We start from the raw sequence: 21,307 nt of genomic DNA, 5'->3' as shown, positions 1-21,307 counted from the left end.
TGATATCGGCATTGATCGCTGCATCAACACAATACTGCAGATCCTGCTCCCCTGTTCGCTGATAGTTTGCGCAAGCAAAGCGGACTTATTGAGCAGGTATCATCGGACATGTTTCACAGATGCTACGCAACGAAAACGGCCGGGCACAGGGCCCGGCCGCGCTGATTTTGAGTACGATCGCCCGCTCAGGACGCCGCGGTCTTTGGCGCCTTGTTCTTCGAGTTGCGCTGAAAGAATAGCGCCTGACTGGCAACTGCCGAGACCATCGCGGGCTGGAACGGCTTCGAAATCAGGAAGGCCGGCTCCGGACGTTCGCCGGTCAGGAAACGCTCCGGATAGGCGGTGATGAAGACTACCGGCACTTCAAAGATGCGCAGCAACTCGTTCACCGCGTCGAGACCCGAACTGCCATCGGCGAGCTGGATATCGGCGAGGATCAGGCCGGGCTTCTTGTTCTTCGCGAGCGCCACCGCATCCGCATGGGTGCGGGCAACGCCGATGACGTTATGGCCGAGATTCTTCACGAGGCTTTCGAGGTCCATCGCGATGAAGGTTTCATCCTCGATGATGAGAACGTCGGTCGCAATCTCGGCGGCCATTTCCCGGCCGGCCGTGTCGGCCAGCGTACGCACTTCCGTCACGTCGGCGTCGAGTACGAAGGCGACTTCCTCTTCCGAGAAGCCTTCGAGCGACAGCAACAGGAAGGCCTGACGCGGCAGCGGGGTGATGTTGGAGATGCGCTTTTCAGACGCCGCCTGGTGCGGCGCCACATCCGGATCGTCATTCAAAGCGACCGAATTCCAGATCTGCGTGAACAGGCGGAACAGGCCCGCGCGGGGCCCATGCTGCTCATCGAGCAGCGACTGGTCCTGCAACAGCGCTTCCAGCATGGCACCCACATAGGCGTCACCCGAGGCCTGGTTACCCGTGAGAGCACGGGCATAGCGCCGCAACAGCGGTAAGTGTTCAGCTACGAGCTGTGATCGGGACATCCCCACTCCATCCTGTCTGAGTCAAAGGCGACTCTACGTCAAAGTCGAAGGGGTACCCGGATACAACCCGGCTCCCTCGATGTGCTTGTTTACGCCCCAGCCAGACAAAAGTTCCATCAGGCCGGAACTTTCGGCCGCGCTCCGCATTAGATCGCCGACAGACGCCGCAAAGGCTTCAAAAATCAAGAAAATTTCTCAAATTCCAGGGACATGTTTTCTGGGGAATGTGGAACGGGTCATGAAAGATGTGAAGCCAAAGGGCGGATTAAACGCCGAAATCCAGTCGCGGATCGGCCACCAGTTGCGCGCCATGTACGACGATGTCGTGCGACAGGGCGTGCCGGACCGATTTGCGGATCTGATCCGCAAGCTGGATGGGGCCGAGGCTCAAGCCCAGATCGCTGGCGATCCGGCGGCCAAAACTGAAGGAGGGGAATAATGCCTCTCACAGATTCTCTGCGTGACGACATTCTGGCGTCAGTCCCTAGTCTGCGCGCCTTCGCAATCTCGCTCTCCGGCAACGGCGACCGGGCAGACGACCTTGTCCAGGAAACGCTGTTGCGCGCTCTCGCCAATATCGACTCCTTTCAGGTCGGCTCGAACCTGCCGGCATGGTTGTTCACGATTCTCCGCAACCTGTTTCGCTCGGACTATCGCAAACGGCGGCGCGAGGTTGAGGATGCCGACGGCAGCTATGCCAAGACTCTCAAGACCCAGCCGGCGCAGAATGCCCATCTGGAATTCGAGGAGTTTCGTGCAGCACTCGAGAAGCTCCCGCAGGACCAGCGCGAAGCGCTCATTCTGGTTGGCGCATCCGGCTTCTCCTATGAAGACGCGGCCACAATATGCGGCTGCGCCGTCGGTACCATCAAGAGCCGCGTCAACCGCGCACGTTCGAAGCTCAGCGCCCTGCTTTATGTGGATGGCGCGGAAGACTTCGGCCCGGACGACACCGTCCGGGCAGTGATCGGCGGATCGGGCGGTTAGGTCGATCCGATAACTGAGGCAAGACAAGCGGCCACTTCGGTGGCCGCTTCTTTTTGCGAGTTAGTACGACTGCATCAGCAGCATCCCGCAATCGGGGCGAGGGAACCGCCACCATCTTTCCGCCACACAGAAAGCGCCCCTCACGATCATGTCGCGAGGCGATTTTTCTTTGATGCCGATGTCATCAAGTGCTCGCGATGAATGACCGCGAGGACATACCCTGCAATGACCACGTTTCAACGACGCGCCGCCCTGCCCCTGGCCACCGCATTGAGCCTCGCCTGCACAGGCCATGCACTGGCGCAAAAGCAATACGATCCCGGCGCATCCGATATCGAGATCAAGATCGGCAACATCATGCCCTATAGCGGGCCGGCTTCGGCATACGGCGTCGCGGGCATCATCGAGGCGGCCTATTTCCGCATGATCAACGATCAGGGCGGCATCAACGGCCGCAAGATCAGTTTCATCAGCTATGACGACGCCTACAACCCGTCCAAGGCAGTCGAGCAGGCCCGCAAGCTGGTGGAATCGGACGAAGTTCTCGTCGTGTTCAATCCGCTGGGCACACCGTCCAACGCGGCGATCCAGAAATATCTCAACATCAAGAAAGTGCCACAGCTATTCGTCGCCGCCGGTGCGACCTATTTCGGCAATCACAAGGCTTTCCCCTGGACCATGGCGTGGCAGCCGCCTTATGAGAGCGAGGGCCGTATCTATGCGAAATATCTGTTGAACGAAAAGCCCGATGCGAAGATCGCGGTGCTCTATCAGAACGACGACCTCGGCAAGGACGTATTGAAGGGCCTGAAAGATGGTCTCGGCGACAAAGCCGCGAGCATGCTGGTGGCGGCCGAGAGCTATGAGGTCACCGAGCCGACCATTGACAGCCACATCATCAATCTGAAGGCATCAGGCGCCGATACGTTCATCAGCGTCACCACGCCGAAGTCCGCCGTGCAGAGCATCCGCAAGGTCTCTGAACTGGGCTGGAAGCCGCTCTACATCCAGGGGTATGCGAGCGCATCGATCAGCTCGGTGCTGAAGCCGGCGGGACAGGAGATTTCGCAAGGTATCCTGTCGGCCTATTACGCCAAGGACGGCTCCGACCCGCAATGGGACAATGACGAGGGCATGCAGCGCTTCTACGCGTTCCTGGCCAAATACGCGCCGGATGCCCGCCGCAACGACATCTCCGTGGTCTATGGCTATGGCGCGGCACAGACCATGGTTCAGGTGCTGAAACAGGCCGGCGATAACCTGACCCGCGAGAACGTCATGAAACAGGCCGCCAGCCTGAAGGACTTTGCGCCGGACACGATGTTGCCGGGCGTCACGCTCAATACGTCCGCAACGGACTTTTACCCGATCGAGCAACTCCAGATGATGCGCTTCAGGGGCGACAAATGGGAGCTGTTCGGCCCGGTGATCTCAGGCGAAATCAGCCACTAGAATAAATACCGGCGGACGGCATTTCCGTTGTTCAACAAAGCAGCCCTTCGCGAGACCATCGCGAGGGCTTTTTGTTGCTGCACACATGCGAACAGTGTTCAATCCGGTCGGAGCCGCAAAGGCCCGTAAAAACAAGACGAACAAAAATCAGGGAGTTCTGAAATGCCTTCGATCCGATCGCGCGCGCTGGCTTTGTCGGTTGCCGCGACCCTCAGCGTCGCCGCCGGCAGCAACGCGCTGGCCCAGAAGAAATACGACACGGGCGCCACCGACACCGAAATCAAGATCGGCAACATCATGCCGTATAGCGGCCCTGCCTCGTCCTATGGGCTGATCGGCAAGACCGAAACCGCCTATTTCAACATGATCAACGATCAGGGCGGCGTGAACGGACGCAAGATCAACTTCATCAGCTATGATGACGGCTACTCGCCGCCCAAGGCGGTCGAACAGGTGCGCAAGCTGGTGGAATCGGACGAAGTGCTCGTCGTTTTCAATCCGCTGGGCACGCCATCCAACACCGCGTTCCAGAAATATCTCAACGCCAAGAAGGTGCCTCAGCTGTTCGTCGCTACCGGCGCGAGCAAGTGGAACGATCCGAAGCACTTCCCCTGGACCATGGGCTGGCAGCCTAGCTATCAGGTGGAAGCGCAAATCTATGCAAAATACCTGATGAAGGAAAAACCGGACGCCAAGATCGCCGTGCTCTACCAGAACGACGATTTCGGCAAAGACTATCAGAAGGGATTCCGCGAAGCGCTCGGCGCCAAGGCGTCGATGATCATCACCGAGGAGAGTTACGAGATCTCCGAACCGACGGTGGATTCCCATATCGTCAAGATCAAGTCGCTGAACCCGGACGTGGTGGTCTCCTTCGTCACGCCGAAGATTGCCGCGCAGACGATCCGCAAGATCGGCGAGCTCGGCTGGAAGCCGCTGCACCTCGTCAGCAATGTCAGCATCTCCGTTGGCGCTGTGCTCCAGCCGGCGGGCTTCGATAACGCCCAGGGCGTGTTGTCGGCCGATTATCGCAAGGATGGTCTCGACCCGCAGTGGAAGGACGACCCCGGCATGAAGAAATGGGGGGCCTTCGTCGACAAATACATGCCCGGCTCGGATCGCTCGGACAATAGCCTGCTCTACGGCTATGGCGCGGCACAGACACTGGTGAAGGTGCTGCAGATGTGCGGTGACGACCTCACCCGCGCCAATGTGATGAAGCAGGCTGCGAGCCTGAAGGACTTCGTGCCCGACACGCTGCTGCCCGGCATCACCCTCAACACTTCGGCCACGGACTACGCGCCTATCGCTCAACTGCGCATGATCCGCTTCAAGGGCGACAAGTGGGAACTGTTCGGCGACGTGATCAGCGCCGATACGCCCGCACCGGAATAATGGCAACGCCTCTCGCACCGCACCACTGAACCACCGGAGCCTCTGCGATTTGGTCGCAGGGGCTCTTTCTTGTGACTGGCGTGTCAGGGGTATTCAATGCGGACAGGAGTCGCAGAACTCCGAAAAAGCTTGGGAAGAAACGATCACGGAGATCCATGATGCTCGCACGATCCATGCGCCTGACAGCGTTTCCCGCTGCGCTGGCTTTGCTTGCCGCCACGACCAGCGGCGCGCTCGCGCAGAAGAAATACGACACCGGCGCCACTGACACCGAGATCAAGGTCGGCAACATCATCCCCTATAGCGGCCCTGCGTCTGCCTACGGAACCATCGGCAAGACCGAGACCGCCTATCTCAACATGATCAACGCACAGGGCGGCATCAACGGACGCAAGATCACCTTCATCAGTTACGACGACGCCTATTCGCCGCCAAAGGCCGTGGAGCAGGTGCGCAGGCTGGTCGAATCCGACGAGGTGCTGGTGGTGTTCAATCCGCTCGGCACACCCTCCAATACCGCCATCCAGAAATATCTCAACAGCAAGAAAGTACCGCAACTCTTCGTCGCCACCGGCGCCACCAAGTGGAATGACCCAAAGAACTTCCCCTGGACGATCGGCTGGCAGCCCTCCTACCAGAGCGAAGCACAGATCTATGCGAAGTACCTTCTGAAGGAGAAGCCGAATGCCAGGATCGGCGTGCTCTACCAGAATGACGATTTCGGCAAGGACTATCTGAAGGGCTTCAAGGACGGCCTCGGAGCCAAGGTTTCGATGATCACCATCGAAGACAGTTACGAGATCGCCGAGCCGACCATCGACACCCATGTGGTGAAGCTGAAGGCCGCCAATCCCGACGTGCTGATGATCTTCACGACGCCGAAATTTGCCGCGCAGACTATCAAGAAGACCGCCGAACTCGGCTGGAAGCCGTTGCAGATCCTCGCCAATGTCAGCGTTTCCGTGGGCGCGGTGATGCAGCCCGCCGGCTTCGACAATGCGCAGGGCGTACTGTCGGCCTCCTACACCAAGGACGGCACCGACTCCCAGTGGAAGGACGATCCCGGCATGAAGAAGTGGAACGCGTTCCTCGACAAATATATGCCGGACGCCAACAGGGCGGATTCGAGCACAGTCTATGGCTATGGTGCAGCACAGACCCTGGTGAAAGTGCTGCAGATGTGCGGCGACGACCTTACCCGCGCCAATGTCATGAAGCAGGCCGCCAGCCTGAAGGACTTTACCCCCGACACGCTGCTGCCGGGCATCACCATCAATACCTCTCCCACGGACTTCGCGCCCATCTCGCAATTGCAGATGCAGCGCTTCAAGGGCGAGAGATGGGAGCGCTTCGGCGAGATCTTCAGCGCCGACGCGGTCACGCAGTAATCTGCTGCGCCCGCAGATCTGCTGCACCGCGAACACGAATTAGTGCGCCCTCGCGACCATGTCGCGGGGGCTTTTTCTTGCTGCGACATGCAGGCGGGTGTTGAATGCCAACAGGAGCCGCAGAGCTCCGCATCAAGAGAAACGTGACACGTCACAATTTGATCAGGGAGATCAGAAATGCCCGCAATGCATCTGCGTCTGGCCGCGCTTCCGGCTGCCTTGGGCCTACTGGCCGTATCCGCGACCGGTGCCCTCGCCCAGAAGAAATATGATCCTGGCGCATCCGATACTGAGATCAAGATCGGAAATATCATGCCCTATAGCGGACCGGCCTCCGCTTACGGTGTCATAGGAAAAACCGAAGAAGCATATTTCAAGAAGATCAATGCCGAAGGCGGCATCAATGGCCGCAAGATCACCTTCATCAGCTATGACGACGCCTACTCGCCGCCGAAGACCGTCGAGCAGGCGCGTAAGCTTGTGGAGTCCGATGAAGTTTTGCTGGTGTTCAATCCGCTGGGCACGCCCCCGAATTCGGCGATCCACAAATACATGAACAGCAAGAAGGTACCGCAGCTGTTCGTCGCCACCGGCGCCACCAAGTGGAACGATCCGAAGGACTTCCCCTGGACCATAGGCTGGCAGCCCAGCTACCAAAGCGAGACGCAGATCTATGCGAAGTACCTGCTGAAGGAAAAGCCGGACGCCAAGATCGCCGTGCTCTATCAGAACGATGATTATGGAAAGGACTATCTCAAGGGCCTGAAGGATGGCCTCGGAGCCAAGGCCGCGTCGATGATCGTCGCTGAAGACAGCTTCGAAACATCGGAGCCGACCATCGATAACCATATCGTCAAGTTGAAGGCATCCGGTGCCAATGTCTTCATTGATATCGCGACCCCCAAATTCGCCGCGCAGGCGATCAAGAAGATTGCCGAGATCGAATGGAAACCGCTGCACTTCCTCAACAACGTCTCGGCCTCCGTCGGCAGTGTGATGAAGCCGGCAGGCTTCGAGAACGGACAGGGCATCATCTCGGCGGCCTATCTCAAGGACGTATCCGATCCGCAGTGGGAGAACGATCCCGGCATGAAGGCTTTTCTTGCCTTCCTGCAGAAAGATTTTCCGGACGGCAACAAGCTCGACGGCAATGTCGTGGTCGGCTACGGCGTCGCACAGACGCTCGTGAAGGTGCTGCAGATGTGCGGCGATAATCTCACCCGCGAGAACGTCATGAAGCAAGCCGCAAACCTGAAAGACTTCCGCACCGAGGTGTTGCTGCCGGGCATCAAGATCAACACCTCGCCCACCGACTTCGCGCCGATCAGTCAGTTGCAGCTGATGCGATTTAAGGGCGAGAAGTGGGAACTGTTCGGCGACATCATAAGCGCGGACGTGGGCGGCTGATCGCCCTCATTCCACATAACGGAAAATGCGTGAGGCTTGCGTCAAAAGTGGCGCAGGCCTCACTGCGTTTTGGTCGCTTTCCATTTGAGCCATTGTGCAATCGCGGTATGATTATCTCGCAGACGCAAAAAGGCCTGCAACACAAGAAAATCTCGCCTTGCAAGCAAGGGAAGGAACTCAAATGTCTGCCACGACCGCGCGGCTATGGTCGCTTTCGGCCGCCGCCATGTTGCTCGCCGTCTCCTCAACCCACGTCCTCGCCCAGAAGAAATACGACACGGGCGCCAGCGACACCGAAATCAAGCTCGGCAACATCGTGCCCTATAGCGGACCGGCCTCGGCCTATGGCGCCGTCGGTAAGGCGCAGGCCGGCTATTTCAAGATGATCAACGACAAGGGTGGCATCAATGGCCGCATGATCAACTACATCTCCTATGATGACGCCTACTCGCCGCCAAAGGCTGTCGAGCAGACCCGCAAGCTGGTCGAGTCCGACGAAGTGCTACTGATGTTCTCGGCACTCGGCACGCCGTCCAACACCGCGATCCAGAAATATCTCAACACCAAGAAGGTGCCCCAACTGTTCCTGGCCACCGGCGCCACCAAATGGGCCGATCCGAAAAACTTCCCCTGGACCATGGGTTGGCTGCCCAGCTACCAGAGCGAGGGCCGCATCTATGCCAAGTACCTGCTGAAGGAAAAAGCCGGCGCCAAGATCGGCGTGCTCTATCAGAATGACGACTTCGGCAAGGACTACCTGAAGGGCGTCAAGGACGGCCTCGGCGACAAGGCGTCTTCCATCGTGATCGAAGAGAGCTATGAGCTCACCGAGCCGACTGTGGATTCCCACATCGTCAAGATGAAGTCGCTCAATCCCGAGGTTGTCATCATCTTCGCGACGCCGAAATTCGCTGCCCAGACTATCAAGAAAATTGCCGAGCTCGGCTGGAAGCCGACCATGATCGTGCCAGGCGTCAGCGTCTCGATCGGTCAGGTGCTCCGTCCCGCAGGCTTCGAGAACGCCCAGGGCCTGCTCTCCGCGCACTACTCCAAGGACGCCACCGACCCGCAGTGGAAGGACGATCCAGGCATCAAGGCCTATCGCGAATTCCTCACCAAATACGTCCCGGACGGCAACCCGTCCGACTCGTCGCTGATGTCCGGCTATAATATCGCCGAGACCATGGCGATCCTGCTCAAGCAGTGCGGCGACGATCTCACCCGCGCCAATGTGATGAAGCAGGCTGCGAACCTGAAGAACGTCCAGCAGTCGACGCTGCTGCCCGGCGTGCTGGTCAACACCTCACCCACCGATTTCTCGCCCATCGAGCAGATGCAGCTGATGCGTTTCGAAGGCGAGAACTGGAAACTGTTCGGCGACGTGCTGACTGGTGAACTCGGCACGGGCGGCAGCGGCGGCTAGCCGTTCTGCCTTACTTCCCCTCTCCCCCGCGCGAAGCGAAGCTTCGCCAGGCGGGAGAGGGCGGATCGACCCGCCGAGTGGCTCGATACGGGTGAGGGGTAGCCATGGAGTTCCGCCTCCCCCCTCATCCAGCGGACTTCGCCCGCGCCACCTTCTCCTACAGGGGGAGAAGAGAAAAAGCGACCATCTTGCCGCCTCCGCCAATGATCGGCATAACCCCGATATGACCGACAAACGCCCCCTGCTCCGCGCAATTTTCGATGCCGCAGTTGCTGCGGCCCATCCTGATGTCATCCTCGGCGCCCATCTGCCGGCGCCGCCGAAAGGTCGCATCATCTGCCTGGCCGCCGGCAAGGGCGCTGCGGCCATGGCTGCCGCTGCCGAGGCGCATTATCTCGACACGCTGAAGCTCGATCCCGCGCGCCTGACCGGCATTGCCACTACGCGCCACGGCCATGGTGTGCCGACCCGGCGCATCCGCGTGGTCGAGGCCGGCCACCCCGTCCCGGACGAAGCCGGGCTCAAGGGCGCCGACGACAGTCTCAAGCTCGCCGCAGAGGCTGCGGCTGACGACCTGTTGCTTGTGCTGATTTCCGGCGGCGGTTCGGCCAACTGGACCGCGCCGGTTGATGGCATCACCTTCCAGCAGAAGCAACAGCTCAACCGCGCGCTGCTGCGCTCCGGTGCCGTCATCGGCGAGATCAACACCGTGCGTAAGCACCTGTCCCGCATTAAGGGCGGCCGCCTCGCCCGCGCCGGGCAAAAGGCAGAGATCGTGACCCTGGCGATTTCCGATGTGCCGCATGACGATCCCGCCGTGATCGCGTCGGGACCAACAGTGCCGGATACGACAACGCTGGCCGATGCTCGCGCCATCATCGCGAAGTTCAATCTCACAATCGATGATGCGGTGCGCGCGGCGCTCAGCGATGAGGCCAATGAAAGCGTGAAGCCGGATGACGCGGCGTTCTCGCGCGCACGGTTTGAGCTGATCGCACGGCCGCGGGAGTCGCTCGACGCCGCGATCAAGGTGGCCAGCAATGCCGGCTATGAGATCGTCGATCTCGGCGCCGATCTCGAAGGCGAAGCGCGCGAGGTTGCCGCCGAGCATGCGAAGCTGGCGCTTAAGGCCAAGGCCGACGGCAAGAAGCTCGCGATCCTCTCCGGCGGCGAACTCACGGTCACCGTGACGGGTAACGGCCGCGGCGGCCCGAACCAGGAATACGCGCTGGCGCTCACCGATGCCTTCAAGGACACCACCGGTATCGTCGCGCTCGCCGGCGATACTGACGGCGCCGACGGCGGCGCCGGCAGCGCCAGCGACCCCGCCGGCGCGATCGTCGATGAGCGGACGTTCGAGGCGATGCGCGCGCAGAAGCTGGATCCCAGGGCGACGCTGGCGAACAACGACGCCACGACGTTCTTTACGGCGACCGGCGATCTGCTGCAGACCGGCCCGACGCTGACGAATGTAAATGATGTCAGGGTGATTTTGGTGGGGTGAGCGTAACAGGCACCTCATGGTGAGGAGCGCGCATTTGCGCGCGTCCCGAACCATGAGTGCGTGGCCAGCCTTCGAGACGCGGCTGAAGAAGCCGCTCCTCAGGATAAGGGACGAGCATGACGCCGCCCCTTAGAGCTCCCTGGCGATCTTCGCCATCATCCCCAGAAGAGCCTTGTGCTCGGCTGGCCCCAGCACCTCGATCAGCCGGGCCTCGTGCCGCGTGGCTACCAGTTTCTTGGCACGGATCAGCGTCGCGCGGCCCTTGTCGGTCAGCATCAGCACATGGGAGCGCCGATCGCTCGGCGAGCGCATCCGCGTCAGCAGGTCGCGGCTCTCCAGCGCGTCGAGCAGCGAGACGAAATTCGGCCGGAGAATACCGAGCGTATTGGCGATTTCGGTCTGGTTGCGGCCCGGGTTCTTGTCCAGCAACAGCAGCACCGAAAACTGCGCAGGCGTCAGTTGCAGCGGCGCCATGCAGCGCAAAAAGTCCTCGAACACCTTCAACTGCGCGCGTTTCAGCGAATAGCCTAGCAGTTCGGACAGTTCGCCGAGCTGCAGCGCACCGCCCTCCTCGTCGAACCCGACGGGCGTGGCCTGCTTGGCTTGATCCTGAAACGTCGTCTTTGAAACAGTCATCGCTCGCTTTCCGCGATACCCGGCAGCTTGAATGAAACACCCGGTCGACGTGCGACAGGCCTTGAGATTATGTTCAATAATCGTTATGAAGTATATCAAATAGACGGCGGGTTTCAACCGCCATTGTTGATCGTCCTGCGCCTGTGGTATCCGCGGCGCCAGACAGTGCGGGGGAGCGTCCGGCTTTGAATACGACGATCTTGCTGTTCCTTTTGCAGGACGGCATCACGAATGGCGCGATCTATGCGCTGCTTGGGCTGGCCCTTGTGCTGGTCTTTGCGGTGACACGCGTCATCCTGATCCCGCAAGGCGAATTCATCACATTCGGCGCGCTGACTTATGCCAGCCTCTCCGCCGGCCAGATGCCCGGCACCATCAAGCTCGCCGTCGCCATGGGCGTCGTGGCCTTCGCCTTCGATCTCTTCACCTTCCGCAAGGCGTTGCATGCCAAGCGCGTGCTGCGCTCCGCGGCTGTCAACCTCGTCTTTCCGCTGGCGATCTGGGGCGTGATGTGGGCGCTGGGTGGACGGCCGGGGAATATCGCCCTCAACATCGCGCTGTCGTTGCTGATCGTCGCCGCCATCGGCCTTTATCTCTACCGCATTGCCTATCAGCCGATCGCCCACACCTCCGTGCTGGTGCTGCTGATCGCCTCGGTGGGCTGCCACCTCGCGCTGCAGGGTTTTGGCCTCGTCTTCTTCGGCGCCGAGGGCCAGCGGGGACCTGCGATCTCGTCTGACGCCATCACCATCGGCGCATTACGCTTCACCGGCCAGAGCATCGCCGTCTATGGCATCACCATCGCGCTGATCATCGGGCTGTGGCTGTTCTTTGGCTACACGCTTTATGGCAAGGCGCTGCGCGCCACGGCGGTGAACCGCCTCGGTGCCCGCCTCGCCGGCATCCGCACCACATTGTCGGGCCAACTCGCCTTCCTGCTCGCCTCGATCATCGGCGCCATCTCGGGCATCCTGATCGTGCCGATCACCACGCTCTATTACGACACCGGCTTCCTGATCGGCCTCAAGGGCTTCGTCGCAGCGATCATCGGTGGGCTGGTGAGCTATCCGCTGACCGCCGCCGCCGCCATTCTGGTCGGTTGCGTCGAGGCGTTCTCGTCCTTCTATGCCAGCAACTACAAAGAGGTCATCGTGTTCACGCTGATCCTTCCGGTTCTGGTGCTGCGCTCGCTCGCAGCACCCGAAGTCGAAGAAGAGAAGGATTGAGCGCCATGACGCCGCGTCTTCTTCCCATCTTCGTTTTCGCGCTCGTGATGGCCGTGATCCCGTTCGTACCGGGCATCCCGCCGTTCTGGATCGTGCTGCTCGACAATATCGGCCTGGCCTCGCTGGTCGCCATGGGCCTCGTGCTGCTCACCGGCGTCGGCGGCCTGACCTCGTTCGGTCAGGCGGCCTTCTGCGGCTTCGGCGCCTATACGACGGCCGTGCTGACAACCACCTACGGCATCTCGCCGTGGCTGACGCTGCCGCTGTCGCTGCTGGTCGCCGGCTTTGCTGCGGTGTTCCTCGGCCTCATCACCATGCGCCTGTCGGGCCACTATCTGCCGCTCGGTACCATCGCCTGGGGCATCAGCCTGTACTACCTGTTCGGCAAGCTGGAGTTCCTCGGCCGTAACGACGGCATCTCGGGCATTCCGCCGCTGTCCATCGGTTCGTGGAAAATGCTCGATCCCGGCACGATCTATTTCCCGATCTGGATCGCCGTGATCATTGCCGCCCTGCTGTCGATGAACCTGCTGGACTCCCGCACCGGCCGCGCCATCCGTGCGCTGCGCCGTGGCCATATCGCCGCCGAAGCCTTTGGCGTGCAGACCCCGCGCGCCAAACTGCTTGTCTTCGTCTATGCCGCGGTGCTGGCCGGCCTGTCCGGATGGCTCTATGCGCATTTCCAGCGCGCCGCCAATCCGACCCCGTTCGGCGTTCATCTCGGCATCGAATATCTGTTCATCGCTGTGGTCGGCGGCGCCGGCTATGTCTGGGGCGGCGTGCTCGGCGCGGCCGTGGTCATCATTCTCAAGGAAGCGTTGCAGAGCTATCTGCCGGTCATCTTCGGCGGCAGCGGCCAGCTCGAGACCATCGTGTTCGGCATCCTGCTCGTCGCGCTGCTGCAACTCGCGCCGACCGGCATGTGGCCGTGGCTGACCGCGTGGCTGCCGTCCGGCGACAGCCGCAAGCGCCCGGCGCCGGCCGATGCACTGCCCGCCCGCAACGACCACCGTCCGGAAACCGGCGTATTGCTGCAGGTCGAAAAGGCACGCAAGCAGTTCGGCGGCGTCGTCGCTGTCAACGACGTGTCGTTCAATGTGCAGGCGCGCGAGATCGTCGCGCTGATCGGCCCCAATGGCGCCGGCAAGAGCACGACCTTCAACCTCATTACCGGCGTGCTGGCCGCAACCGCCGGCAAGATCGCCGTGCTCGGCAAGAGCGTCTCCGGCGCGCCGCCGCAAGAGATCGTCAAGCTCGGCATCGCCCGCACCTTCCAGCATGTGAAGTTGGTGCCCGACATGACCGTGCTTGAGAACGTCGCGCTCGGCGCACATCTGCGCGGGCGCTCCGGCGCCATCGCCAGCATGCTGCGGCTCGATCGCGCCGACGAAGCGAAGCTGCTGGCGGAAGCCGCCAAGCAGATCGAGCGTGTCGGTCTCGGCGACCAGATGAACCAGCTCGCCGGCTCCCTGTCACTCGGCCAGCAGCGCATCGTCGAGATCGCCCGTGCGCTATGCGTCGATCCAATGTTGCTGCTGCTGGACGAGCCCGCGGCGGGCCTGCGCCACATGGAAAAGCAGCAGCTTGCAGCACTGCTTCGTCAGCTTCGCGACGGCGGCATGTCGGTGCTGCTGGTCGAACACGACATGGGCTTCGTGATGAATCTCGCCAACCGGATCGTGGTGCTCGATTTCGGCACCAAGATCGCCGAGGGCACGCCGGCCGACATCAAGACCAACCCCGACGTCATCAAGGCCTATCTGGGAGCGGTCGCATGAGCGCGTTACTGCAAGTCACGGACGCACATGTCGCCTATGGCAAGGTCGAGGCCGTGCGCGCTGTCAATCTCGAGGTCCGCACCAACGAGATCGTCACGATCATCGGTGCCAATGGCGCCGGCAAGACCACGCTGCTCAATGCCGTGATGGGCATCCTGCCGCTGAAGGGGGGCGTGAGCTTTGCCGGCGGTGATGTGTCCAAGATCGACATCGAGGACCGCGTCGCTGCCGGCCTCAGCCTCGTACCCGAGCATCGCGAATTGTTCGCCACGATGAATGTGGAAGACAATCTGCTGCTCGGTGCCTTCCGCATCGACAAGGCCACCGCCGCCCGTTCGTTCGAGCACGTCTACACGCTGTTTCCGCGCCTCAAGGAGCGCCGCAAGCAACTCGCCGGCACGCTGAGCGGCGGCGAGCAGCAGATGTTGGCGATGGGCCGCGCGCTGATGGGCGCACCGAAACTCCTGATGCTGGACGAGCCGAGCCTCGGCCTCGCGCCGATCATCGTCGCCGACATCTTCCGCATCGTCAGCGAGCTCAAAGCCGCCGGCGTCTCGGTGCTGCTGGTCGAGCAAAATGCGCAGGCCGCGCTCAAGATTGCCGACCGCGCTTATGTGATGGAGCTCGGCGAATTCATCCTCGATGGAAGCGCCAGCGACATCGCCAGCAACCAGCGCGTGGTGGCGAGCTATCTCGGCTTCCAGCACGAAGGTGTCAGCGCGATCTGATCTCGATCACATAAAAATGCCGGCTGTCTTGCGACAGCCGGCATTTTTTAGCGGCGCTCCGGCTTACTTCGCCGGAACGTATTTTCCATCCTTCACGGTCAGCAAAATCCGCGAGCGGTCGTCGACACCGTTGCGGTCCTTTTCAGTGTAATTGTAGACGCCCTGGGTCGCGGCGATTTCCTTTTCACTCATCAGCGCCTGGCGGATGGCTTCGCGGAATTCCGGCGTGCCGGGCTTGGCGGTCTTCAGCGCCACGGGCACCACGCGCTTCAGCACTTCGAACACGTCATAGGCGTGACCGGCAAACTGGCTGCGGCTGTTGGCTCCGTATTTGGCTTCATAGGCCGCATTGAGCTCGAGGCCTGGCTTCTTGGTCAGCGCTGTATCCGGCTGACCTTCCGGATACATCACGGGACCTGCAGCCATCAGCACACCTTCGGCGGACTTGCCGGCGATGCGGATGAAGTCGCTCGAGGCAGCACCGTGGGTCTGGTAGATCAGACCCTTGTAGCCGCGGTCGCGCAGTTCGGACTGCGGCATGCCGGCGCCGGTGCCGGCCGCGCCGATCAGGATCGCGTCGGGATTGGCCGCAATCAGCTTCAGCGCCTGACCGGTGATCGACGTATCGGGACGCGCGAAGCGCTCGTCATCGACGATGCTCATTCCCATCGCACTCGTCTGGGCCTTGAGGTCGTTGAACCAAAGGTCCCCATAGGAGTCCGAATAGCCGACATAGCCGATGGTCTTCACGCCATGGGCCTTCATGTGATCGTACATGACTTTGCCGACGATCTCGACCGGCTGCGGCATGTCCACCGACCACTTCACGCGCGCCGGCGTGAACGGCATCGGCGACAGGCTGAAATGCGGAACGCCAGCTTCATTGGCGACCGCCGACATGGCGACCGAGGATGGCACGATCGACGAGCCGACCATGATGTCGGCCTTGGATTCCGACACGAAACGGCGTGCATTGGTGGTCGCGATGGATGGGTCGCCGCCATCGTCGAGCACGATCAGCTTCAGCGGCACCCCGCCGATTTCCTTGGGCACGAATTCCAGCGCGTTGCGCTCGGGCACGCCCAGCGCGGCCGCAGGGCCCGTGGTGGAGATGCTGACGCCGATGGTGATGTCGGCGGTCTGGGTTTCGGCAGGGGTGGCAATCGCCAGCGAGACGGCAACGGCGGCGATCGCCAGATGAAGCTTGGACATATCGTATCTTTCTCGTGTGGAAGCGGAGAGCGCCGAACGTGGCAGCCATACCGGCGGACGTTGCGCTGGTTGCGGCCGCGCGAAGGCTCGCGCACGGCAAAAAGCCGACCCTCTGGCGAGGGCCGGCCTTGTTATCGAAAAATGCCGGCGAAGCAAAGGCGCTGCGCGCCCCTGCCCTCCGTCAGATCTGCATTACTGGGCGAGAACGTATTTGCCGTCTTTCACCGTCAGCAAGATGCGCGAACGCTCATCGAGGCCGTAGCGGTCCTTTTCGGTGAAGTTGTAGACGCCCTGCGAGGCGGCAATTTCCCTCTCCGTCAACAGCGCCTGGCGGATCGCCTCGCGGAACTCGGGTGTGCCGGGCTTGGCGGTCTTCAGCGCCGTCGGGATCACGCGCTTGAGCACCTCGAAGGCGTCGTAGGAGTGCCCGGCGAACTGACTGCGGCTGTTGGGGCCATATTTGGCTTCATAGGCGCTGTTGAGTGCCATACCGGGCTTCTTGGTCAGCGCCGTATCGGCCTGCCCTTCCGGATACATCACCGGGCCGGAGGCCATCAGCACGCCCTCGGCGGCCTTGCCGGCGATTCGGATGAAGTCCATGCTGGCGGCACCATGGGTCTGGTAGATCAGGCCCTTGTAGCCCTTCTCGCGCAGCTCGGTCTGCGGCAGTGCCGCAGCGGTACCCGAGGCGCCGATCAGGATCGCATCAGGATTGGCTGCGATCAACTTCAGCACCTGGCCGGTGACCGAGGTGTCCGGGCGCGCGAAACGCTCTTCGGCGACGACCTTCATATCCATCGGACCGGTCTGGTTCTTCACATCGTTGAACCAGAGATCGCCGTAGGAGTCGGAGTAACCAATATAGCCGATGGTCTTGATGCCCTTCGACTTCATGTGGTCGTACATCACCTTGCCGACGATCGGCACCGGTTGCGGCATGGCCACCGACCACTTCGCACGTTCCGGCGTGATCGGCAGCGGCGACAGGGCGAAATGCGGAATACCCACTTCGTTGGCGACGTTGGACACCGCAATGCTCGTCGGCGTCACCGCGGAGCCCAAAATGATGTCGGCCTTGGATTCGGTGACAAAGCGGCGGGCGTTGGTGGTCGCGGTGGTCGGATCGCCGCCATCGTCGAGCACGATGATCTTGAGCGGCACGCCGCCGATTTCCTTGGGCACGAATTCGAGCGCATTGCGCTCGGGGATGCCCAGGGCGGCCGCCGGGCCCGTCGTTGACGTGGTGATGCCGATGGTGACGTCGGATGTCTGGGCAATGGCCGGTCCGGCCAGTGCCAGCGAGACGGCAACAGCCGCGATCGCCAAGTGATGCTTGGTCATGGGTCTCTCCCTCCAGGTTATTTTTTATGTCGTCAGCTAAATCAAAGTTCGGCTGGCTTATCAGCCCCTTCTTTAGGTCAGTGCGCCCTTACCGGTAAAGGGCCGGCGCACTGATGCTTTGCCGCAGGCTTAACGTGGCGCCATGCGCAGCGATGCGTCGAGCCGGACCACCTCGCCGTTCAGATACGGATTGTCGATCATGTGCAGTGCGAGAGATGCAAACTCATCGGCATGGCCAAGCCGGCGCGGAAACGGGATCGCTGCGGCGAGACTGTCCTGCGCCTCCTGCGGCAGGCCGGCCAAAAGCGGCGTCATGAACAGGCCCGGCGCGATGGTCAGCACGCGGATGCCGAACTGGGCCATTTCACGAGCGATGGGCAGCGTCATGCCGACGATGCCGCCCTTGGACGCCGAATAGGCGGACTGGCCGATCTGGCCGTCATAGGCGGCGACCGAGGCTGTCGAGATCACCACGCCGCGCTCGCCGGTTTCGAGCGGCTCCAGCTTGGACATCGGATCGGTCGCCAGACGGATCATGTTGAAGGAGCCGATCAGGTTGACACGGATCACCTTGTCGAAATCGCCGAGCGCCATCGGACCATCGCGGCCGATCACGCGCTTGGCGACGCCGATGCCGGCGCAGTTCACCAGCACGCGCGCCGGGCCGTGTGCCTTGGCGGCAGCGGCGACGGCGGCTTCGGCAGAGGCGGCGTCGGACACGTCGCATGAGATCGCGATGCCGCCGATCTCCCTGGCAACTGTTTCTGCGAGGGCGGTGTTGAGATCGAGCAGCGCGACTTTCGCGCCCTGCGCGGCGAGCCTGCGGGCGGTCGCGGCGCCAAGGCCGGAAGCGCCACCGGTGACGATGGCAGCCTGGTTCTTCAATTGCATGATGTCCTCCCCTGTTCGATTTTTCTGCCGTTCTAGATCGCAATCACTTTCGCAACTTCCGGATTCCCATAGATATCGTCGATCAACTTGGCACGATGCTCCAGCACCGCGCGCTGATTGACCGAGCCCTTGTCCGTGACCTCGCCGCGATCGATCGACAGCGGCGTGTCAAGCAGCACCGCCTTGGCGATCCGTGTCGAGGATCCGGTGGCGCCAGCGAGGAAGCGCGCGAGTCGCTCACGGAACGCGTCGCGGACGATCGGATCATTGGCCGCAGCGGCGAGATCGCCGGCGGCCAGGTCGGGATTGATCACGCGACACCCATCGAGATCGAGGATCACGAGCGCTGCAAGTTCATCGCGGTTGATGCCGGCGATCACCACGTCGCGCACCAGTGGCGCACAGGTGCCAACGAAGCGTGCGCGCAGCGGGCCGACGCTGACCCAGGTGCCGCTGCCGAGTTTGAAGTCCTCGGAGATGCGGCCGTCGAAATCGAAACCTGCGGAGAGATTATTGGGATCGACAGCTTTCAGCGCATCGCCGAAAATATAGTAACCTTCCTCGTCGAACGCTTTCGCGGTCAGTTCCGGCTCGCGCCAATAGCCCGGCGTGATGTTCGGCCCCTTGGCGCGGACTTCCATCTTGCCGTTGTTCGGTACCAGCTTGGCATCGTTGCCGGGGACGGGAAGACCCACATGGCCGGAGCGGCTGGTCACGGGATTGACGCACATGAAGAAGGGCGAGGTCTCGGTGGCGCCGAGGCCGGTGAGCATGGGCACGCGCACGCCAGTGGTCTGCACCGACAGTTCGTCAAGACTGTCCCAGACATAGGCGGACAGCGCCGCACCCGAAAAGAACATCGCGTGCAGCCGCGCGAAGAATTTTTCGCGCAGCGCCGCGTCTTCTCGCAGATAAGGCAGCAGCGATTCATAGCCCTTGGGGACGTTGAAATAGACCGTCGGCGAGATCTCGCGCAGATTGCGGATGGTCTGCTCGATCCCCGCAGGTGTCGGCTTGCCGTCGTCGAGATACATCGAACCGCCATTGAACAGCGTCAGCCCGATATTGTGATTGCCGCCAAATGTGTGATTCCACGGCAGCCAGTCGATGATGACAGGCGGCTCGTCCTTCAGGAACGCCAGCGTATCGCGCAGCATGATCTGGTTGGCGCACATCATGCGCTGGGTGTTGATCACGGCTTTCGGATTGCCGGTGGAGCCTGACGTCAGCAAGAACTTCGCGATGGTATCAGGACCGATGGCTGCGTTCGCGGCATCAAGATTGGCGGCCTCCGGCGTCACGAGCAGATCGGAAAGCTTGGTTACGGGCCGGCCCGGCAGGGCGCCGGCAGAAACGACAACTTCAGTGTCGACCGGCACATTGAAGTGAATGGCGTTCGTGAACGCATCCGCGTCATCGACGAAAACCAGCCCGGGCGTCAGCAGCTTCATGAGATAACCGAGCTTGCCGTAGTCCTTCGAGACCAGCGAATAGGCCGGCGACACCGGCGCATAGGGAATGCCGGCATAGAGCGCGCCGAAGGCAATCAGTGCGTGATCGATGGAATTTCCGGAGAGAATGACGATGGGCCTGTCGGCGGAGAGCCTGCGCGACAACAGCGCTGAGGCTATATGGCGGGCTGCATCGAGCATCTGCGCGTAGGTGACTTCGCGCCAGCCACCGCCTTCCGCTCGCTCGGCCATGAAGACGCGATCCGGCGCCTCCCTGGCCCAGTGATGCAGATAATCGGTGACGCGTTCCGGATAGTCGCCGATGGCATTGGTCGGGCGCAGATAGATGGTGCCGTCGTCGCGGCGCTCTATGGTAACAGCCGGATCGCCATAGGAAATCGGCCGCAACGGATGCTCCGTCGCCGCTCGCTTTGCCTGATCGATCTTGTCAGCACTTGCAGACATTGCTTCCGCCCTGTGTATTTCGTCCCGATTCTTTTATTTTTATTGGTAGTCGTTGGCCCGGATCAGCCGGGCTTCACCTTGCCGGCCTTGCGATCCAGAAAATCGCGGATGCGATTTTTCGCCTCCTGATCGCTCTGCGCCACCGACGCCATCAGCGCTTCCAGCATCAACCCTGTCTGCGGACTGGCTTCAGCGATCAGCGGCAACGCTTGCAGCACCGCGAAATTTGTCAACGGTGCATTCTGCGCGACGCGTTCGGCGAGTTCGATCGCCTTGGGCAGTGCGCCGCCGGCTTCCGTCAGATATTGCGCGAAGCCGAGCGCCGTGCCCTCTTCCGCCTTGTAGACGCGGCCGGTGAGCATCATGTCGGCCATCCGGTGCACGCCGATCAGGCGCGGTAGGCGCATCGAACCGCCGCCGCCGACGAAGATGCCGCGACTACCTTCCGGCAGCGCGTAATAGGCCGAGGGATCCGCGACACGAATATGCGCAGAGCAAGCCAGTTCAAGCCCGCCGCCGATCACGGCACCCTGCAATGCGGCGATCACCGGGACACGGCAATGCTGGATGATATCGAACACCCGGTGCCACATGCGCGAATGCATCAGGCCGGCCGTCGCGTCGCGCTCGATGAGCTCGGACAGATCGAGGCCGGCGGAGAAATGGCCGCCGATGCCATGTATCACCACCGCGCCGATCTCTTCCGGCAGCGACGCGAAGCAACGCTCGATGTCCAGGATCAGTCCATCGTTCAGCGCGTTGCGCTTGGCGGGACGGTTCAGGCCCACGATCAGCACGCGGCCCCGGGTTTCGATCTGGAGCATGGCGGCGGCAACGGCAACGGCGACGGCTTGGTTCATGAGCGCGATTAGGTCCTGGCTAGAATAATTATATCTTATAACGAATGGCCCGTGAGTCAATCTTGCGGCGCAATAGGGGCTGATTTCGTCCTAGGTTAAGGTCAGGTATTTCGGTGCGCGACAGCGATCCGGTCCAAGAACAGCACATCGCCCTGCCCGGCAGCACAGGTC

At 61.6% G+C, this 21,307-nt stretch carries 18 protein-coding genes; 11 read left to right on the top strand and 7 right to left on the bottom strand.

The features are described from left to right. Window positions 1-185: 185 nt before the first annotated feature. Complete coding sequence (locus tag AC1RLZ_RS07375; RefSeq protein ID WP_371424363.1) at window positions 186-992, bottom strand: response regulator; 807 nt, start codon at window positions 990-992, stop codon at window positions 186-188. Between the two features lie 238 nt (window positions 993-1,230). Between AC1RLZ_RS07375 and AC1RLZ_RS07370 the strand changes: the two genes are divergently transcribed. The 8 genes from AC1RLZ_RS07370 (at window position 1,231) to AC1RLZ_RS07335 (ending at window position 10,548) form a co-directional block, all read left to right on the top strand. After that, window positions 1,231-1,431 (top strand): NepR family anti-sigma factor, encoded by a 201-nt coding sequence (locus tag AC1RLZ_RS07370; RefSeq protein WP_371424364.1) that lies wholly within the window; start codon window positions 1,231-1,233, stop codon window positions 1,429-1,431. Beyond that, window positions 1,431-1,979 carry a sigma-70 family RNA polymerase sigma factor gene (locus AC1RLZ_RS07365; protein ID WP_068735058.1) on the top strand — a complete coding sequence of 183 codons (549 nt, stop codon included), beginning with the start codon at window positions 1,431-1,433 and terminating at the stop codon, window positions 1,977-1,979. The genes AC1RLZ_RS07370 and AC1RLZ_RS07365 overlap by 1 nt, the downstream gene beginning before the upstream one ends. A 225-nt stretch (window positions 1,980-2,204) precedes the next feature. Continuing rightward, complete coding sequence (locus tag AC1RLZ_RS07360; protein WP_493188110.1) at window positions 2,205-3,431, top strand: ABC transporter substrate-binding protein; 1,227 nt, start codon at window positions 2,205-2,207, stop codon at window positions 3,429-3,431. 162 nt (window positions 3,432-3,593) lie between these two features. Beyond that, window positions 3,594-4,826 (top strand): ABC transporter substrate-binding protein, encoded by a 1,233-nt coding sequence (locus AC1RLZ_RS07355; RefSeq protein WP_493188109.1) that lies wholly within the window; start codon window positions 3,594-3,596, stop codon window positions 4,824-4,826. A 155-nt stretch (window positions 4,827-4,981) separates the two neighbouring features. Then, window positions 4,982-6,214 (top strand): ABC transporter substrate-binding protein, encoded by a 1,233-nt coding sequence (locus tag AC1RLZ_RS07350; protein WP_493188108.1) that lies wholly within the window; start codon window positions 4,982-4,984, stop codon window positions 6,212-6,214. 177 nt (window positions 6,215-6,391) lie between these two features. Continuing rightward, window positions 6,392-7,621 (top strand): ABC transporter substrate-binding protein, encoded by a 1,230-nt coding sequence (locus AC1RLZ_RS07345; RefSeq protein ID WP_493188107.1) that lies wholly within the window; start codon window positions 6,392-6,394, stop codon window positions 7,619-7,621. Between the two features lie 181 nt (window positions 7,622-7,802). After that, complete coding sequence (locus AC1RLZ_RS07340) at window positions 7,803-9,044, top strand: ABC transporter substrate-binding protein (protein WP_493188106.1); 1,242 nt, start codon at window positions 7,803-7,805, stop codon at window positions 9,042-9,044. 223 nt (window positions 9,045-9,267) lie between these two features. Continuing rightward, entirely contained in the window at window positions 9,268-10,548 is a 1,281-nt protein-coding gene (locus tag AC1RLZ_RS07335; RefSeq protein ID WP_493188105.1) for a glycerate kinase type-2 family protein, read from the top strand. Between the two features lie 129 nt (window positions 10,549-10,677). On the opposite strand, the gene AC1RLZ_RS07330 is transcribed toward AC1RLZ_RS07335, so the two are convergent. Then, window positions 10,678-11,184, bottom strand: a complete 507-nt coding sequence (locus tag AC1RLZ_RS07330; protein WP_493188104.1) for a MarR family winged helix-turn-helix transcriptional regulator — start codon at window positions 11,182-11,184, stop codon at window positions 10,678-10,680. Window positions 11,185-11,369: 185 nt separating this feature from the next. Here AC1RLZ_RS07330 and AC1RLZ_RS07325 point away from each other — a divergent pair, with 185 nt between their 5' ends. From AC1RLZ_RS07325 to AC1RLZ_RS07315, 3 genes are read left to right on the top strand one after another with little or no spacing between them, the layout of a single operon-like run. Continuing rightward, window positions 11,370-12,410, top strand: a complete 1,041-nt coding sequence (locus AC1RLZ_RS07325) for a branched-chain amino acid ABC transporter permease (protein ID WP_493188103.1) — start codon at window positions 11,370-11,372, stop codon at window positions 12,408-12,410. A 5-nt stretch (window positions 12,411-12,415) separates the two neighbouring features. Then, window positions 12,416-14,188, top strand: coding sequence for a branched-chain amino acid ABC transporter ATP-binding protein/permease (locus tag AC1RLZ_RS07320; RefSeq protein WP_493188102.1), 1,773 nt, complete (start codon window positions 12,416-12,418; stop codon window positions 14,186-14,188). Continuing rightward, window positions 14,185-14,916: an ABC transporter ATP-binding protein gene (locus AC1RLZ_RS07315; RefSeq protein ID WP_493188101.1), complete on the top strand. Its 732-nt coding sequence runs from the start codon at window positions 14,185-14,187 to the stop codon at window positions 14,914-14,916. The genes AC1RLZ_RS07320 and AC1RLZ_RS07315 overlap by 4 nt, the downstream gene beginning before the upstream one ends. 63 nt (window positions 14,917-14,979) lie before the next feature. Here AC1RLZ_RS07315 and AC1RLZ_RS07310 read toward each other — a convergent pair whose 3' ends face one another. The 5 genes from AC1RLZ_RS07310 to AC1RLZ_RS07290 form a co-directional block, all read right to left on the bottom strand. Next, entirely contained in the window at window positions 14,980-16,128 is a 1,149-nt protein-coding gene (locus AC1RLZ_RS07310) for an ABC transporter substrate-binding protein (protein WP_493188100.1), read from the bottom strand. A gap of 192 nt (window positions 16,129-16,320) precedes the next feature. Next, window positions 16,321-17,469, bottom strand: coding sequence for an ABC transporter substrate-binding protein (locus AC1RLZ_RS07305; RefSeq protein ID WP_371424375.1), 1,149 nt, complete (start codon window positions 17,467-17,469; stop codon window positions 16,321-16,323). A gap of 129 nt (window positions 17,470-17,598) precedes the next feature. After that, complete coding sequence (locus AC1RLZ_RS07300; protein WP_493188099.1) at window positions 17,599-18,360, bottom strand: SDR family NAD(P)-dependent oxidoreductase; 762 nt, start codon at window positions 18,358-18,360, stop codon at window positions 17,599-17,601. A gap of 32 nt (window positions 18,361-18,392) precedes the next feature. Continuing rightward, window positions 18,393-20,276, bottom strand: coding sequence for a feruloyl-CoA synthase (locus AC1RLZ_RS07295; RefSeq protein ID WP_493188098.1), 1,884 nt, complete (start codon window positions 20,274-20,276; stop codon window positions 18,393-18,395). Window positions 20,277-20,338: 62 nt separating this feature from the next. After that, the gene (locus AC1RLZ_RS07290) at window positions 20,339-21,136 is read right to left on the bottom strand and encodes a crotonase/enoyl-CoA hydratase family protein (RefSeq protein WP_493188097.1); all 798 of its coding nucleotides are present in this window, start codon (window positions 21,134-21,136) and stop codon (window positions 20,339-20,341) included. Window positions 21,137-21,307: the final 171 nt, after the last annotated feature.

This window comes from Tardiphaga sp. GW822-FHT04G09, assembly GCF_058800725.1.
The sequence above is the reverse complement of the archived record's forward strand: the minus strand, read 5'-3'. Positions and strand labels throughout refer to the sequence as shown.